Origin of the sequence: Pseudoalteromonas luteoviolacea CPMOR-1 (assembly GCF_001625685.1) — a bacterium.
Lineage (GTDB): Bacteria > Pseudomonadota > Gammaproteobacteria > Enterobacterales > Alteromonadaceae > Pseudoalteromonas > Pseudoalteromonas luteoviolacea_K.
Genome location: NZ_AUYC01000018.1, coordinates 87,545 through 103,505 on the forward strand (window position 1 = coordinate 87,545; position 15,961 = coordinate 103,505).

General features: G+C 43.1%; 12 protein-coding genes. 7 read left to right on the forward strand and 5 right to left on the reverse strand.

Annotation, left to right across the window (positions count from 1 at the left end; translation table 11 throughout):
- From N473_RS06500 to N473_RS06520, 5 genes are read left to right on the forward strand one after another with little or no spacing between them, the layout of a single operon-like run.
- The gene (locus N473_RS06500) at positions 1-1,953 is read left to right on the forward strand and encodes a heme lyase CcmF/NrfE family subunit (protein WP_063367200.1); all 1,953 of its coding nucleotides are present in this window, start codon (positions 1-3) and stop codon (positions 1,951-1,953) included.
- Positions 1,954-1,955: 2 nt separating this feature from the next.
- Positions 1,956-2,528, forward strand: a complete 573-nt coding sequence (locus tag N473_RS06505; protein WP_063367201.1) for a DsbE family thiol:disulfide interchange protein — start codon at positions 1,956-1,958, stop codon at positions 2,526-2,528.
- 26 nt (positions 2,529-2,554) lie between these two features.
- Complete coding sequence (locus N473_RS06510; protein WP_419555144.1) at positions 2,555-3,001, forward strand: cytochrome c-type biogenesis protein; 447 nt, start codon at positions 2,555-2,557, stop codon at positions 2,999-3,001.
- Positions 2,998-4,272 (forward strand): c-type cytochrome biogenesis protein CcmI, encoded by a 1,275-nt coding sequence (gene ccmI / locus N473_RS06515; protein WP_063367203.1) that lies wholly within the window; start codon positions 2,998-3,000, stop codon positions 4,270-4,272. Before N473_RS06510 ends, ccmI begins: the two co-directional genes overlap by 4 nt.
- Positions 4,273-5,004 (forward strand): VacJ family lipoprotein, encoded by a 732-nt coding sequence (locus N473_RS06520; protein ID WP_063367204.1) that lies wholly within the window; start codon positions 4,273-4,275, stop codon positions 5,002-5,004.
- A gap of 50 nt (positions 5,005-5,054) precedes the next feature.
- Here the strand turns inward: N473_RS06520 and N473_RS06525 are convergent, their stop codons facing one another.
- On the reverse strand, positions 5,055-7,082 hold the full coding sequence (locus N473_RS06525; RefSeq protein ID WP_063367205.1) for a TonB-dependent copper receptor: 2,028 nt from the start codon (positions 7,080-7,082) through the stop codon (positions 5,055-5,057).
- A 217-nt stretch (positions 7,083-7,299) separates the two neighbouring features.
- Positions 7,300-8,523 carry an EAL and HDOD domain-containing protein gene (locus N473_RS06530; RefSeq protein ID WP_063367206.1) on the reverse strand — a complete coding sequence of 408 codons (1,224 nt, stop codon included), beginning with the start codon at positions 8,521-8,523 and terminating at the stop codon, positions 7,300-7,302.
- A gap of 274 nt (positions 8,524-8,797) precedes the next feature.
- On the opposite strand from N473_RS06530, the gene putP reads away from it, so the two are divergent.
- Complete coding sequence (putP, locus tag N473_RS06535) at positions 8,798-10,276, forward strand: sodium/proline symporter PutP (protein ID WP_063367207.1); 1,479 nt, start codon at positions 8,798-8,800, stop codon at positions 10,274-10,276.
- Positions 10,277-10,501: 225 nt separating this feature from the next.
- Here the strand turns inward: putP and dapD are convergent, their stop codons facing one another.
- The 3 genes from dapD to map form a co-directional block, all read right to left on the reverse strand.
- The gene (gene dapD / locus N473_RS06540; protein WP_063367208.1) at positions 10,502-11,329 is read right to left on the reverse strand and encodes a 2,3,4,5-tetrahydropyridine-2,6-dicarboxylate N-succinyltransferase; all 828 of its coding nucleotides are present in this window, start codon (positions 11,327-11,329) and stop codon (positions 10,502-10,504) included.
- An 11-nt stretch (positions 11,330-11,340) separates the two neighbouring features.
- Entirely contained in the window at positions 11,341-13,959 is a 2,619-nt protein-coding gene (gene glnD / locus N473_RS06545) for a [protein-PII] uridylyltransferase (RefSeq protein ID WP_063367209.1), read from the reverse strand.
- A 188-nt stretch (positions 13,960-14,147) separates the two neighbouring features.
- Positions 14,148-14,936: a type I methionyl aminopeptidase gene (gene map, locus N473_RS06550; RefSeq protein WP_063367210.1), complete on the reverse strand. Its 789-nt coding sequence runs from the start codon at positions 14,934-14,936 to the stop codon at positions 14,148-14,150.
- Positions 14,937-15,224: 288 nt separating this feature from the next.
- Between map and rpsB the strand changes: the two genes are divergently transcribed.
- Positions 15,225-15,953 (forward strand): 30S ribosomal protein S2, encoded by a 729-nt coding sequence (gene rpsB / locus N473_RS06555; protein ID WP_039609419.1) that lies wholly within the window; start codon positions 15,225-15,227, stop codon positions 15,951-15,953.
- The last annotated feature ends 8 nt before the right edge of the window (positions 15,954-15,961 follow it).

Here is a 15,961-nt window from a genome sequence, read left to right on the forward strand (position 1 = left end):
ATGATCCCAGAAATAGGATATTTCGCGCTAGTTTTAGCTATGGCGCTGAGCCTACTACTGTGTATTTTCCCACTTTGGGGGGCTTATACGGGCAACCTAAGATTGATGCGTGCTGCACCTTCGTTAGCATTAGGGCAGTGTCTATTTGTCTTATTTTCATTTGGCATTCTTATCTATATCACGCTGACGGATGATTTTACTGTTGCGTATGTGGCACACCATTCAAGTAGTACGTTACCTTGGTACTACAAAGTAACGTCAACGTGGGGCGGACATGAAGGTGCAATTTTACTCTGGTTAGTCATGCAATCGAGCTGGACAGCTCTGGTTGCTTTGATGTCAAAATCATTGCCTTGGGTGCTCAGGGCGCGCGTACTTGGCGTACTTGGATTCCTTGGCGTTGGTTTTATGCTGTATACCTTGTGGATGTCGAGCCCTTTTGAGCGCTTATTACCTTACTTCCCAGTTGAAGGGCGTGATTTAAACCCGTTGTTACAAGACCCTGGCATGATCATACATCCACCACTGTTATACATGGGCTATGTCGGTTTGTCGGTGTCATTTTCTTTTGCCATTGCGGCACTTTTAACAGGTAAGCTAGATAATACTTGGGCGAAGTGGTCGCGTCCTTGGACCATGGTCGCTTGGGCATTTTTAACGTTAGGGATCACCATCGGTAGTTGGTGGGCTTATGCTGAACTTGGCTGGGGCGGCTGGTGGTTCTGGGATCCGGTAGAAAACGCATCTCTAATGCCTTGGCTTGTCGCAACAGCGTTATTACATTCGCTGGCGGTGACTGAGAAACGTGGCGTATTTAAATCTTGGACTGTCTTGCTGGCTATCGCTGCGTTCAGTTTATGTTTGTTAGGCACATTTATTGTCCGTTCGGGTATTATTGTTTCTGTACACGCGTTTGCAACAGATCCTGATCGTGGTTTATATATCCTCTCGTTCTTAGCGGTTGTGGTTGGTGGCAGCTTAGCTTTATATGCCGCACGCGTTTCACAGGTGCATAGTGAAGGACGTTATCGATTTGCGTCACGGGAAGTGGCATTGTGGCTCAATAATATTTTCTTAGTGGTTGCGACCTTAATTGTATTGTTAGGGACGTTACTGCCTATGATCCACAAAGAATTAGGCCTTGGTTCAATTTCAATTGGTGTCCCTTTCTTTAATCAGATGTTTGCTATTTTAATCGTGCCATTCGCACTGTTATTAGGTATTGCCCCAATGTTGCGCTGGAAGCAAAACAAATTGTCTCCGTTAGCAAAAAAATGGTTGGTCAATGTTGCGCTTAGCCTTGTGGCGACGGCTGCATGGTTGTTCTCTAGTTATGAGCAAGTCTCTGCGCTGACTTTTATGGCGACTGCACTGGCGGTTTGGATTGTGTTTTCTACTATCGCTGATTTATTGCAAAAAGTGTCATTACAAGCATCGGTATCTGAAGGTTTTAAGCGTTTAGGTTTGAGTTACTGGGCCATGGTATTTGGTCATATCGGACTCGCTTTTGTTGTTGCCAGTGTCACATTGACTTCTGCTTATTCAGTAGAGCGCGCTGTTGCTATGAAGCCTGGAGATATTGCGACATTGAATGAGTACCAGTATCGCTTTGATGGTGTCAAAGAGATACGAGGGCCAAACTACAGTGGCCATGCAGGCGTTGTAACGGTACTTAAAAATGATGAATTGGTTACGGAGCTTTATGCTGAAAAGCGTTTGTACGATATTGGTATGCAGTTTATGACAGAAGCCGCCATTGATGATGGCTTCTTCAGAGATCTATATTTGGCGCTGGGTGAGCAGATGAGTCAAGGGGCTTGGTCATTACGGATTTACCATAAGCCTTACGTTCGTTGGATGTGGCTTGGCGGGATTTTAATTTCGTTGGCCGGTTTTATTGTACTGGCAGATAAACGCTATCGTCGTCGTGTTAAAAAAGGAGCTCAGGCGTAATTATGAATCGTAAAATACTGGGCTTTTTGCCATTTTTAATTTTCGTTCTGCTGTGCGTATTTTTATATCAAGGATTGTTTGGTAACCCTAGAGAGTTACAAACCGGTCGATTAGGGCAAACTATGCCGAGCTTTAATTTACCTGATTTAATGGATGAAAATAAACGCTGGACAGAAAAAGAGTTACTGGGTGAAGTATATTTGATGAACGTGTGGGGCACGTGGTGTCCTACGTGTATTGCAGAGCTTGGGTATTTAACTAAGTTGCGTGAGCAGGGCGTTAAAATAGTGGGCTTGTATTATGAGCAGGCCTATGACCCTGATTTTGGTGACCATTTCGATATCAATGCGCTCAGAGAAGAAGTCGATACCATGTTAAGCCGAGCGGGTAACCCTTATCAGTTTAATATTTTGGACTTAGAGCGCAGCCTTGCGCTGGACCTTGGGGTATCGGGCGCACCGGAGACTTTTTTGGTTGATAAGGAAGGTACAATTTTGCTGCATCATACAGGGGACATTAATCAGCGAGTGTGGCGAAGTAAATTTTTACCTGCACTAGAGGAGCTGCAACGATGAAGATCAGAGTCGTATTTCTATTGGTGATGGTGCTGCTATTGAGTGCGGCTGTTGTCAATGCAGCTGAAGATAAATATGAATTTAAAAATGCTGAACAAGCCCAAACGTTTAAGGAATTAACGCTGGAGCTACGTTGTCCCAAGTGCCAAAACCAAAACATTGCAGACTCAGATGCGGTTGTTGCAAAAGATTTACGTGAAAAGGTTGTGGCTCTAGTACAAGAGGGGAACTCTAAGCAAGAAGTGATTGACTATATGATTGATAGGTACGGCTACTTTGTGCATTACCAGCCGCCTGTGACACCTGCCACTATTATTCTGTGGGTTCTGCCAGTAATTATCGTTGTGTTAGGCTTTGGATTTATCGTCTTTAGACAAAAAAAGGCGGCCAAAAAGCAATCTTGGAATGCAGAAGATGAAAAGCGTCTAGAACAATTAATTGCACAGTATCAGCGTAAGGAGCGTCACCAATGATGGAGTTAACTCACATGTGGGGGATGTTTGTACTACTGGCAATATTGAGTTGCTTATTTGTGGTGACCCCTTTTATGTGCAAAGAAAAAGTGGTTTCTGTTGATCATGATGCCAATGCACAACGTATTGAAATTTATCATCAAAGGTTAGATGAACTTAAAAGTGAACTTGAAAACCAGCGTATTGCACAAAGTGATTTTGAAGAGTCTGTTATTGAACTCAAACGACGTCTTCTCAATGAGTTATCGCCGGAGCAAACGTTAGATACTCGTGGTAATAATGTTGTATTAGGCGCTACGGGGGTTGCGTTTACCTTGGTTGTGAGTAGTGTGTTTTACTATTTCACGGGTAGTCATCAACAAATTGCCAGTTGGCAAAAAGCAGTGGAAAAGCTACCTGAATATGGTGAACGGGCAGTGTTGCAAATGGGTAACCCGTTGTCTGCAAATGAACTTCAAGCGTTTGCGTTGGGATTACGTACTAAATTGGCAAACAGTGGAGACGATGCCGTTGCGTGGATGCTGCTCGGACGTGTTGCTATGTCGTTGAATGACTACGAAATGGCAATGCAAGCATTTGATAAAGCGTTAGTCATGCAGCCTGACAATCATAATGTTCTGGTCAATTATAGCCAAGCATTACTCATTGAAGGTTCTGAGCAGAGTATTAATCGCGCAGCACAAATGCTATCGCGTGTATTGAGTAAAGATCCACAGAATATTGATGCGATCTCATTGTTAGCTCTGATTGCTTATGAGCGAGAGGATTGGCTAGAAGCGAAATCTGCATTTGAGGTGTTACTGTCAACCGTGCAGCCCAATGACCCGCGCTATACCATGATAAAACAGCGTATTGATGAGATAGCAGACAAGTTAGGAAACACGGAGCCGGTGAGTGCTGGATCTGGGCCTCAATTAAGTGTGAAGGTGCGTATTGACGATAAGCTTGTGAGCCAATTGCCAGACAACGCAACTTTGTTTGTGTTCGCAAAAGCAGCAAACGGACCAAGAATGCCACTTGCAGTGCAAAAACTTACAGTTTTTAACTTGCCTTTAGTTGTCACTTTGAATGATAGTATGGCAATGTTGCCAGATCTGAAGTTATCTAACTTTAAAGAAGTTGTGATAACGGCGCGTATTTCTGTTGATGACTCGGTGATGACACAAGCTGGCGAGCTTGAAGGTAACTCCGATGTGATCACATTGAATAAGGATATGCGTCAACAGGTTAATGTCACTATAAGTCGTGTTATAACCAGCACAGGAAGCTAAATGTATAAAAAAATTGTCGGTGCAGCACTTGCGTTAATGCTTGTTGGCTGTGCGCAGGTCCCAGAGGAAAAGCAAGACCCTCGTGATCCATTACAATCCATGAATAGGCCCATTTATGATTTTAATATGGATGTACTAGATGCCTATATTTTGCGCCCAGCGGCAAAGGGTTACGTTGCAATTACGCCTGCACCAGTACGCAGTAGTCTTGTTAACTTTACTACCAACATTGCCGCACCTACGGATGCAGTCAATGCTGCGTTGCAGGGAAAGCCGGGTGATGCAGGAGTCAATGTTGCTCGTTTTTTAATTAACTCTACAGTGGGTATTTTGGGGTTTTTTGATGTAGCGAAAAAAGTGGGCTTAGAACATAAAGACGAGGATTTCGGTCAAACGTTAGGTGTGTGGGGTGTGGGTGATGGCGCATATTTAATGTTGCCTGCTATGGGGCCGTCGACGGCTAGAAACCTTACCGGAGATTTAGTTGACAATATCGTGTTACCTGAAATTGCTTTAACGACACCACAAACTCTCATTGTGTTCGCATTGCGAGCGGTTGAGGCACGTGCTTCGTTGATGTCACAAGAAAAGTTGTTAAATGAATCACTGGATCCCTACACGTTCTTAAAAGACGTCTATTTCCAAAGGCAACTTTACGAGTTGCACGATGGCAACCCACCAATGGAAGAAGAGCCAGAAGACTTTGATGATGATTTCTTAGAAAATCTCTAATCAAAAACTAAGAAGCCAGCACTCGCTGGCTTCTTAGTTTTATGCCAGGTTTAAAACTTCCAGTTCATATTGAGCCACACCGTCCGACCCGCTTCATTAACCTTAGCGGTTTGATCATAACCACTGACCATTGCCCCTGAGCGGCTCAAATGTTCCGCATATGTTTTGTCAAAGACATTGTCGAGACCTAAATTAAAGACAAGGTCTTCAGACTGAGAATACGAGGTATTGAGGGCTAATGTGCCAAAACCATGGCTTTGCGAAACATCTTGTCCTGCGATATTACCCTGACCAATGGCCACTCGATGCTGACCTTGAGCTATTCGCCATAATCCGCCAAATTGCCATTTATCTTTGGTATAGTTCAGCGCAAAGCGAATTTGTAAAGGCGGTTGCTGAGCAAGGGCTATATTGTCAGTGCGATTTTCGCCTTTGACATAGTTTATACTCGCTGTTGCCATGAGGTTCTTGTTGACGTTGTAGCGGCTCTCTGCCTCAAACCCATAGGTTTGTGCGTCGATATTGCGAGTCACTCTACTGGCCATGCCCATTTTTTCATATAAGTTATCAGTGAGTAGATAATTATCGATCCGGCTGAAAAATACAGAGACTGAGTTGGTAAAAGCGCTTGATTGACCAAGCCACCCAATATCTAATTGATTAGTTGTTTCATGGTCAACAAGAAATGCACTTGGGCTATCGACAGCGCCACGACCACCGCCCATGACTTCCCAGTAATCAGGGAACCGCTCTGTGCGGCCTAAACCAATATAGTAACTGCTATTTTCTGATTGTGCTTGATAACGTGTAAAACCACTGATAAGGGTATCATTACGTGTCAGGTCTGCCGTTGGGTTAGGCACTTCTTTCATCATCACAGTGCGGGTTTGGCGTCTATCTGTAGCTTGCCAATCATCGATTCTTAAACCACTCACCCATTGGCTGTTTTGGCTCAGATGATATTCAATTTCAGCAAATAAGCCGGTTTGTTCGAATTCAGCTGTTTCTTGACGAGTCAATGACTCGACGGGGATATTTTCTAGATCTCGGCCAATTCGAATACGGTGGCGGTTTTGTTGATGATCTAATCCGTAGGCCAGAGCTATTGTGTCATTGAGTTCTGAATTGAGTAAGACTTTAGCACCGAAAGTTCTTCTGTCTGGGTTAGAGGATACGGGCGTTTTCATCATCATATTTGGCATAAATTGGCGTAAGCTGTGATTGTCCATGATGTGATCTATGTTGTTGAAAAAAATGTTGGCTTCAATGCTATCGACAAAGCCTTCTAACTCACTTTTTGACATCTGTAACGCAACTTGTGTGCGATCAAATAGGCTACCATCCATCATTCTATCGGCATAGGCAACTTCACCATCACTGCGACCAAGGCTGATACTATATAAAGTATTGTGATCTGGGGTGTAGGCAAATTGTGTATCTAGATTCCATTTGTCATACGCCGAATGAACAGGTGTCCCTTCTCCATCTTGGTAGTCGTCAGCCGTGCTATAACTAGCTGCAATTCTGGCAAAATAATCTTCTGTGCCTGTTTTTATATCACTGTTTATAACACGTTTTCCAAAGTCACCCAGTGTGGTGTTAACGAAACCCGTTGTACCACGCTCGAGCAGGCGCTCTGATTCTCGCTCGAATACCACCGTTGCGGCGCTATTACCCGGGCCGTATAAAACCGTTTGCGGCCCTTTGATAACGGTTAAGGTATCGTAAGTTTGCGGCGTAATATACGCCGTAGGAGGATCCATTCGACCACCACAGCCACCCAATGTAACACCACCGTCGGTGATGATGTTGATACGAGAGCCTGCCATACCCCTAAATACAGGATCACTACTTGCGCCCCCTTTTTTTACGAGTGAGAAGCCTGCGATGCTAGAAAGAAGATCTGCGCCATCCTGTGCGGGTAACGGTTGTCTAGTCGCTTTGGGATCGGTTTTAATATCGAGTGGACTATGCATAGGAGCAATGACTTCGATATGCTCCATCGTTTGCTCGGATTGTGCTTGTCCTTGCCAAGCAAAGGATGCTGTTATCGCTGTGCAGATCAGACGCTTCTTCATGGTTGTCCTCAGAGTGATGTCTCAACGTAACTTTTAGTGAGTCAGTTGATTTAATTATCAATAGTTTATTCTGAGGTGCATTTTACTGATGCAGGGACAAGTTGGGATGTGACAAAATGTCGCACTGTCACAAAAAGTATAAGAAATTTGATGTAACGCAAAATTTATTTGTATTGAAAGTGGTGATCTGCATTATCACCACTTGAATTTTAAAGCGTTAAATACCCATCGCTTCGACTTGTTGATCGCACCATTGTAGGGCTTCTGAGTATAGTTCGGGGAGTGATTGAGCTTGCAAATTCAATTGCTCAGTGAGTTTTGACGCGTCAGCCCAGTTGGCTTGCTCATATGCCATAACGAGGTTTAAATACTGCGCCAGTATACCTTCACCTTGCAATAACGCATCTTTGATGTCTATGGTCAAAGGTAGCTTTTGCATCACGCTTTGCATGGTTTCATCTAAGATTGCGTCCATCAACGACATCATCCCAGTTAAAAAAGCCATACCTGTATCACGCATTTCACTATGTTTAATTGAGATAAGTTCACAAAATCTCGCGCGTGTAAGCGACAGTCGGATAAGTTCCATGGGCTTTTCTGAAGCAACTTGTGATGCAAAGAGTAAAGAGAGAAATTTTTTCAGTTCTTGATTACCTAGCACAACCAGTGCTTGTTTGATTGTGGATATTTCTGCCCTGCGTTTAAAAGCTGCTGAGTTAGAATAACGTAGCAATTTGTAGCTAAGGTTTACATCGCGTTCGAAGACTTGTGTAATTCGTTTTAGATCCACATCAACACTCGATGTTTCATATAATAGCTCTGCTAACGCCATTTCTGATGGTGGAAGTGCTTTTGTCTGAACCATTTCAGGTTTGGCGAAGAAAAACCCCTGAAAGAGTGTAAATCCAAGATCAAGCGCAAGCTGGTACTGTTCATGGGTTTCTACTTTTTCGGCAACGAGTTCAATATTTTTATGCGGTGCGATGGCTTCTTTAAGCTCATGGATCTCATCAACGCTAGTTACCAACATATCCACTTTGATTTGATCAATATAAGGGTAGAAATGGCGCCACACTTTCTGATGTTTATAGTCGTCTAAAACCAGTTTGTAGCCTTTTTCTTTGAGATCTTGTACTGCTGCTAACAATCGCTTCCCAGGTTGAACTGTTTCTAAAATCTCTACTATTAACTGATCACGCCCCATCATAGTCGGGTACCCTTTAAGAATAGTTTCAAGGGTAAAGTTGATATAGGCAGGCTTGCTGTCAGTGAGATCTTCTAATCCGAAATTAAATTGACTACCTTCGATTAATTTTGATGTGGCTTCAACATCATCGATATTGGGAAATACGTTGTCGACGCCATCGCGAAATAGCAGCTCATATCCAACGACTTCTTTGTTGATGTTTAAAATAGGTTGCCTAGCGGCATAAAAATACATGGAACGAGACACCCAATCGTTACTTCACTTCATTTCAATATAAGGCAATCTACAACGTATTTCATTATAAAATTTACACTTTCTTAGTATTTTCGTACTAAAGGGTAATATTTTAGAGTGTGAAATGTGCAACAGCAGCTATTTAAGCAGACTTACTTGGGGGTGAGAGGGAGCCATGATATAGTGCGCCTTTGTTTTTGGCTTTTGTTCCAATATCAGTTAAGAAGTTAGTTTACTGTTATTCGGAGAGAAGCTCTTTTTAACGGAGGTCATTTTGGAAATTGGCACGATGATATCGCTGGCTTTGTATTTTGTTGCAATGTTAGCTATTGGCCTTTATGCCTATCGTAAATCTACCGATGATGTATCAGGTTACATGTTAGGGGGTCGTAATTTACCACCCAGCGTAGCTGCACTATCAGCAGGTGCATCCGACATGAGTGGTTGGATCCTAATGGGATTGCCAGGTGCAATGTTCCTTACAGGGTTCAGCAGCACGTGGATAGCGGTTGGTTTGGTAATTGGTGCGTTCTTAAACTATCTACTTGTTGCACCAAGACTACGTGTCTACACCGAGGTTGCTAATGACGCAATCACGATTCCAGATTATTTTGCAAATCGCTTTGAAGACAATAGCAACGCACTGCGTATTGTATCTGCGATTGTTATCATTGTTTTCTTCACCTTGTACACTTCATCAGGCGTGGTTGCAGGCGGTAAGTTATTTGAAAACTCGTTTGGCATGAGCTACGAAACGGGCTTGTATGTGACAACCGGTGTGGTTGTACTTTACACGCTGTTTGGTGGGTTTTTAGCTGTGAGCCTCACAGACTTTGTACAAGGCTGTATTATGTTTATTGCGCTTGTATTAGTGCCTTTGGTGACATTCAGTTTACTAGAGCAGCCGTTAATTGCGACGCTGAATGAATTAAACCCAGATATGCTGACGTGGGTTGGCGCTGGTGGCGTAATTGGTATCATTTCTGCGATGTCTTGGGGTCTAGGGTATTTTGGTCAGCCACACATCATTGTTCGCTTTATGTCTGTGCGCAGTGTTAAAGATATGCCAACAGCCAGAAATATTGGTATGAGCTGGATGATTGTGGCAACCGTTGGTGCTATCACAACGGGCCTGTTTGGCGCGGCTTATGCACATGAGAATAGCATCGTTGTAAAAGATGCTGAAACCATCTTTTTGGTTCTGTCTGAGTTGCTATTCCACCCATTGATTGCAGGCTTCTTACTGGCTGCAATTTTAGCGGCGATTATGAGCACGATTTCATCACAGTTATTGGTGAGTTCGAGCTCTTTGACTGAAGATTTCTACAAAGTATTCATTAAGCCAAATGCGACAGACAAAGAACTCGTCATGGTTGGTCGTATCAGTGTCGCGGCTGTATCAGTGTTAGCTATTTATCTTGCACATGATAGAGAAAGCACCATCTTAAGCTTAGTGAGCAATGCGTGGGCAGGTTTTGGTGCTGCATTTGGTCCTCTGGTATTGTTTAGCTTATTCTGGAAGCGTATGAACTTCTCAGGCGCGCTTGCTGGTATGGTCGTTGGTGCTGTGACTGTGCTTGTGTGGATCTATGCGCCATTCACCATTGCAGGACAAAGCCCAAGTGGATTCATTTACGAAATCGTACCTGGCTTCATTGCAGCATCCATTGCGATTGTGGCAGTGAGCTTAATGACTGCACCGCCTTCTAAAACGATAGAAGCGAAATTTGAAGAAATGAATCGTGGCCTGTAAACACGCTGTAGCGATAAAAGTAAAAGGTGAGCTTCGGCTCACCTTTTTTGTTTTACTCAATAAACTTAAAATTAAAGCTGTACGGGAGGAATATTGTTATCGTTCTGTCTTTCCATGTTTGGCTGTGTTGCTATTTTAATCACAGATTGCCATGCTTAAACATAATGAACAGAGATTGATTTGAAAAGCAGCCGTGCAGCTAAGTGGCACACGGCTCGATATTAGTTAGTCTTGCACAGAGCGTAGTAGTGCATTTACACCGACTTTTTCACGGGTCTGTTGGTCTACTTTTTTCACGATAATTGCAGCGTAAAGACTGTGTGTGCCGTCTTTACTAGGCAGTGAGCCAGGAACTACAACAGAGCCTGCAGGGACTCGACCATAGTGAATTTCACCGGTTTCTCTGTCATAAATACGCGTGCTTTGCGAAATGTACACACCCATTGAGATAACAGCGCCTTCTTCAACGATTACACCTTCAACAATCTCTGAACGTGCACCGATAAAGCAGTTGTCTTCAATAATTGTTGGATTAGCTTGTAACGGCTCTAGGACACCGCCAATGCCAACACCACCAGATAAGTGAACATTTTTACCAATTTGTGCACATGACCCCACGGTTGCCCATGTATCAACCATTGTACCTTCGTCAACGTAAGCACCAATATTGACGTAAGAAGGCATAAGTACGACGTTTTTACCGACGAAACTACCTTGACGAGCGACTGCATTTGGTACGACACGCATGCCGCCTTGCTGGAATTGCTCTGGTGTATAATCACTAAATTTAAGTGGTACTTTGTCGTAAAATTGGTTTACGCCATCGTTCATTGGTTGGTTATCACGAATTCTAAAAGACAGTAGTACTGCTTTTTTTAGCCATTGGTGAACAACCCACTCACCGCTTACTTTTTCTGCTACACGTGCAGCACCTTTATCCAGTAACTCTAAAGAATCAACAATTGCATTTTTAACTTCGGGTGCAACAGAAGATGGTGTGATGCTGTCGCGGTTTTCCCACGCTTGTTCAATTATACTTTTTAAATCCGACATGGTTTCCTCTTTTATTCAGATTCGGCGTTTAATTTTTTCATTAGTGAATGATGTAAAGCAGTTTTTTCATCATCACTTAATGCTAAATAATGTTCATTTGAGACTACGAAAAAGTCCTCTGCACGCTCTCCAACAGTGGTGATCCGTGCTGCGTGGATATGAAGGTTATGAACCTGCAATACTTCCGCAATTTTAGTTAATAGACCCTGAATATCAACGGCCTGTATCTCTACTAAGTTTCTGTCGACACGGGCATGTGGGCGCACAATGACTTTAGGTTTAATATTAAAGTCTTTGAATCGCTGCGAGCGATTTTTCTTTAGGCGTATTTTTTTCTTGGGATCAGCAAGGATACTGTCGAGTCCTCTGCGTAAATTTTTCGCGCGGCTCCCACTAATTGCATCGCCATTGACTTCTAAAATCACAAAGCTAAAAACCACGTAACCATCTTTAGTCGTCATGACTTGAGCATGCTGGATCTGTGCTTTTTTAGTGCCAATTACAGACACAAGCTTGGCAAATAAGCTGGCTTCATAAGGGGCATAAACAAATACTTGCGTACCACCATGCATTGGCTTTTCAGATACCGCAACGCCAGATTTAGTCTCTTTTTCAAGAGAAAGTAGGTACTCACTTTGCCAGGAGATTTGCTCTTCACTGAAACCTGTAAAATAGTTTGCTTTAAATCGTGACCAAAGTGCGATGACATTGGTTTCTTCAAAGCCTATTTCAACTAACCTCTGCATCGCTTGGGCCTTTTTATCACGGATCTGATCACGCATATCCATGGGGTGCTCCAAGCCCAGTCTTAAAGCACGTTGTGCATGTAAATAAAGCTCGCGTAAAAGGGTGTTTTTCCAATCATTCCATAAATTGTCATTGGTCGCGCGGATATCTGCCACAGTTAAGCAGTAAAGATAATCGAGCTGACGTTCATTTTTCACTTTAGAGGCAAACTCATTAATGACATCTGGGTCATTGATGTCTTTACGTTGCGCGGTAACTGACATGAGCAAGTGATGCTGAACTAGCCAAGCAATGAGCTTAGCATCTGATGGGGTTAATTTGTGCATGCTGGCAAATGCAGTGGCATCAACAGCGCCTAGTTCTGAATGGTCTCCGCCACGCCCTTTGGCAATATCGTGGAAAATAGCGGCCAGATACAGTAACTCGGGTTTATCCATTCGTGTCACGATCTCAGCGCAGATAGGGAAATCTTTACTAAGCTGCTTGTCGCGGTATTTATGGATGTTATTAATCAGCTTATGAGTGTGTTCATCCACCGTATACGCATGAAATAAATCAAATTGCATTTGACCAAATATACTACGCCACTGTGGCAAATAGGCTGCAATAATGCCGTGCTTGTGCATTAATGTGAACGCTCGCCCCATACCATTTGGATGCTTTAGCAGCCGCATAAATGCGTCACGACATGCAGCATAGTCTTGCAAGTCTCCGAGCAATCGCCTGCGTACTTGCCTAACCGAACGTATGGTATTTGGATCAATATCTGTGATGTCAGTATTGTCAGCGATATGCTCAAAAAGAACGATTAGGTTCTCTCGTAAAAAGAATGCTGAGGGATCTTTTACCCGTATTTTGTTGCCGATACGTTCAAAATGCGCATCTAAAGGTGTGACAAGGTGTGCATCGTGATCAGGCAAGATACTTTGTTCAAAATAGGCGAGCAGCATTTGGTTCATCTCACGAACACGACTCATGATCCTAAATAAACGTTTCATCATACGTTCGACCGAAGGCTTGCCCTCCGAGCCAAAGCCAAGCAATTCAGCGGCATGCGGCTGATAATCGAACAATAATCTATTTTCACTGCGCCCAGCTGCGAGGTGCAGCGCAAATCGAATATTCCATAAATTTTCCAAGCACTCCATCAGTTCTTGGTATTCTTCATGGGTCAAATAGCCATGGCCGATCAGTTCTTCTAATGTCTCCGCATGGAAGTGTTTTTTAGCAACCCAAAAAATAGTTTGTAAGTCTCTTAAACCACCTGGGTTTTCTTTGATATTTGGCTCGAGGTTATAGGCAGTACCATGGCATTTTTTACGTCTGAGCTTTTGTTCTTTCACTTTAGCAATAAAAAAATCATCGGATCGCCATATCGGAGTCTTAACGATATGGCTTTTCAATCGTTCAAACTCGACAAGGTTACCGCAAATGAGCCGACTTTCGAGCAAGCTTGTCGTGAAGTGCACATCTTTACGTTTTTGTTCTAGTACTTGCTCATGTGTGCGGACACTATGACCGATGTCTAAGTTTAAATCCCATAAATACGTGACAAATGTCTCAAGCGCATTACGTAATTCGTTACTGGGTTCCCCATCGGTCAATAACAAAAAGTCTATGTCGGAAAATGGGTGAAGCTCACCGCGTCCATATCCACCGATTCCGATCAACGCCAATTGTGGAAATTCAGATAATCCGGTTTGAACAAATAACTTTTTTAGCAGTGTATCGATGAACTCAGAACGTGCTTTGATCAGCAACCTGACTGGCTGTTTTGAAAATTGATTGTTGAGCCACTTGTAAAAGTAGTTCATACAGCCTTTGTAATCATTAAGTTGCTCAGCTTGTTCAAGTAACAACTTTACTTTATTTGGTAACGCCACGAGAGATCCTTGGAACACAAGATGGAATCAGTTTACTTGTATATTGGGATGACTTGAAGCAGCGAAAGTACGTTTTTTGCGGGTTTTGTGAGATTGATGGGTTAAATGGATATTTTTTACCTAATCCGGTTCCAAACTCGTCTGTGATTTTGGATGCTGCTTGCTCATCACAAGCAGCATCAATTGACTTAGGCGTGCTCGATCACACGGTCGATCGTGTCATCTTTACGGTGCGTTAGGATTTCAACGCCATTGTCCGTGACAAGCAGTGTGTGTTCCCATTGTGCTGATAAACTGCGGTCTTTAGTGACAACAGTCCAGTCATCTTTGAGTAACTTACACTGACGCTTACCCGCGTTAACCATAGGCTCTATGGTTAAACACATACCTGCTTTGAGCGTTTCACCAGTACCCGGTTTACCATAGTGCATAACTTGTGGTTCTTCGTGGAATTGCGCACCAATACCATGGCCGCAATATTCACGAACGATAGAGTAGTTGAAGCCTTCAGCAAACTTTTGAATAGCGGCACCAATATCACCAAGACGCACGCCCGGTTTTACCATTTTAATCGCTAGATAAAGAGACTCTTGTGTGATTTCACTTAAACGTTTGCCCTGAATACTTGGCGTGCCAACGTAAAACATTTTTGACGTATCACCATGGTAGCCATCTTTGATAACGGTGACGTCGATATTGACAATATCACCTTCTTTTAATGGTTTCTCATTGGGAATTCCATGACAGATAACATGGTTAACAGATGTACAAATTGACTTTGGGAATCCATGATAGTTGAGTGGTGCAGGTATGCAGCCTTGTACATCCACAATGTAATTATGACAAATTGTATTTAATTCGTCTGTGGTAACCCCTGGCTTCACAAACTCCTCGATCATTTCCAACACTTCAGCCGCTAACCTACCGGCAACACGCATTTTTTCGATTTCTTCAGGGGTTTTAATCACTGCACTCATTGAGACTCCAAGTCATAATTTTTACAAAGCAATGACGAGCAAATTTTGGTCTCATCATTGAGTTAATTTATTTTATATGGTATAAAGCGCGCCGTCTTTTTACAAATAAATCTTCCAGATTTGATCTTGAGGTTGTTTGTACTTAAGGCACGCAAAATTTAATTTTAACACACACACATATCGACACATACACTTGGGTGCATGTTTGTATCTAAAAAGATACGCAATAAGCATGTTGGTGCTATGGGATATGTGGAGGCCTAACCCTACTAAATAGAGGAAAATACAATGGCAAACGTTTCAATGCGCGATATGCTTCAAGCTGGTGTTCACTTCGGTCACCAAGCACGTTACTGGAACCCTAAGATGAAGCCGTTCATCTTCGGTGCACGTAACCGCGTTCACATCATCAACCTAGAAAAGACAGTTCCACTTTTCAACGATGCACTTAAGTTTTTATCAAACGTTGCATCTAACAAAGGTAAAATCCTTTTCGTTGGTACTAAGCGTGCAGCTGGTGAAGCAGTTAAAGAAGCAGCTATCTCAAGTGAGCAGTTCTACGTAAATCACCGTTGGTTAGGTGGTATGTTGACTAACTGGAAAACAGTTCGTCAATCAATCAAGCGTCTTAAAGACCTTGAAGCACAAAGCCAAGACGGTACTTTCGAGAAGCTTACTAAGAAAGAAGCGCTAATGAAAACGCGTGAAATGGAAAAGCTTGAGAAGAGCCTTGGTGGTATCAAAGATATGGGCGGTCTACCTGACGCTATCTTCGTAATCGATGCTGACCACGAGCACATCGCTATCCGCGAAGCTAACAACCTAGGTATTCCAGTAGTATCTGTTGTTGATACTAACTCAAACCCAGATGGTGTTGACTTCATCATCCCTGGTAACGACGATGCGATCCGTGCAATCCAGCTTTACACTGGCGCTGTTGCAACTGCTATCACTGAAGGTCGTGAAAGCAACATCGTTGCTCAAGCAGAAAACGACGATTTCGTAGAAGCTGAGTAATTAGCTGT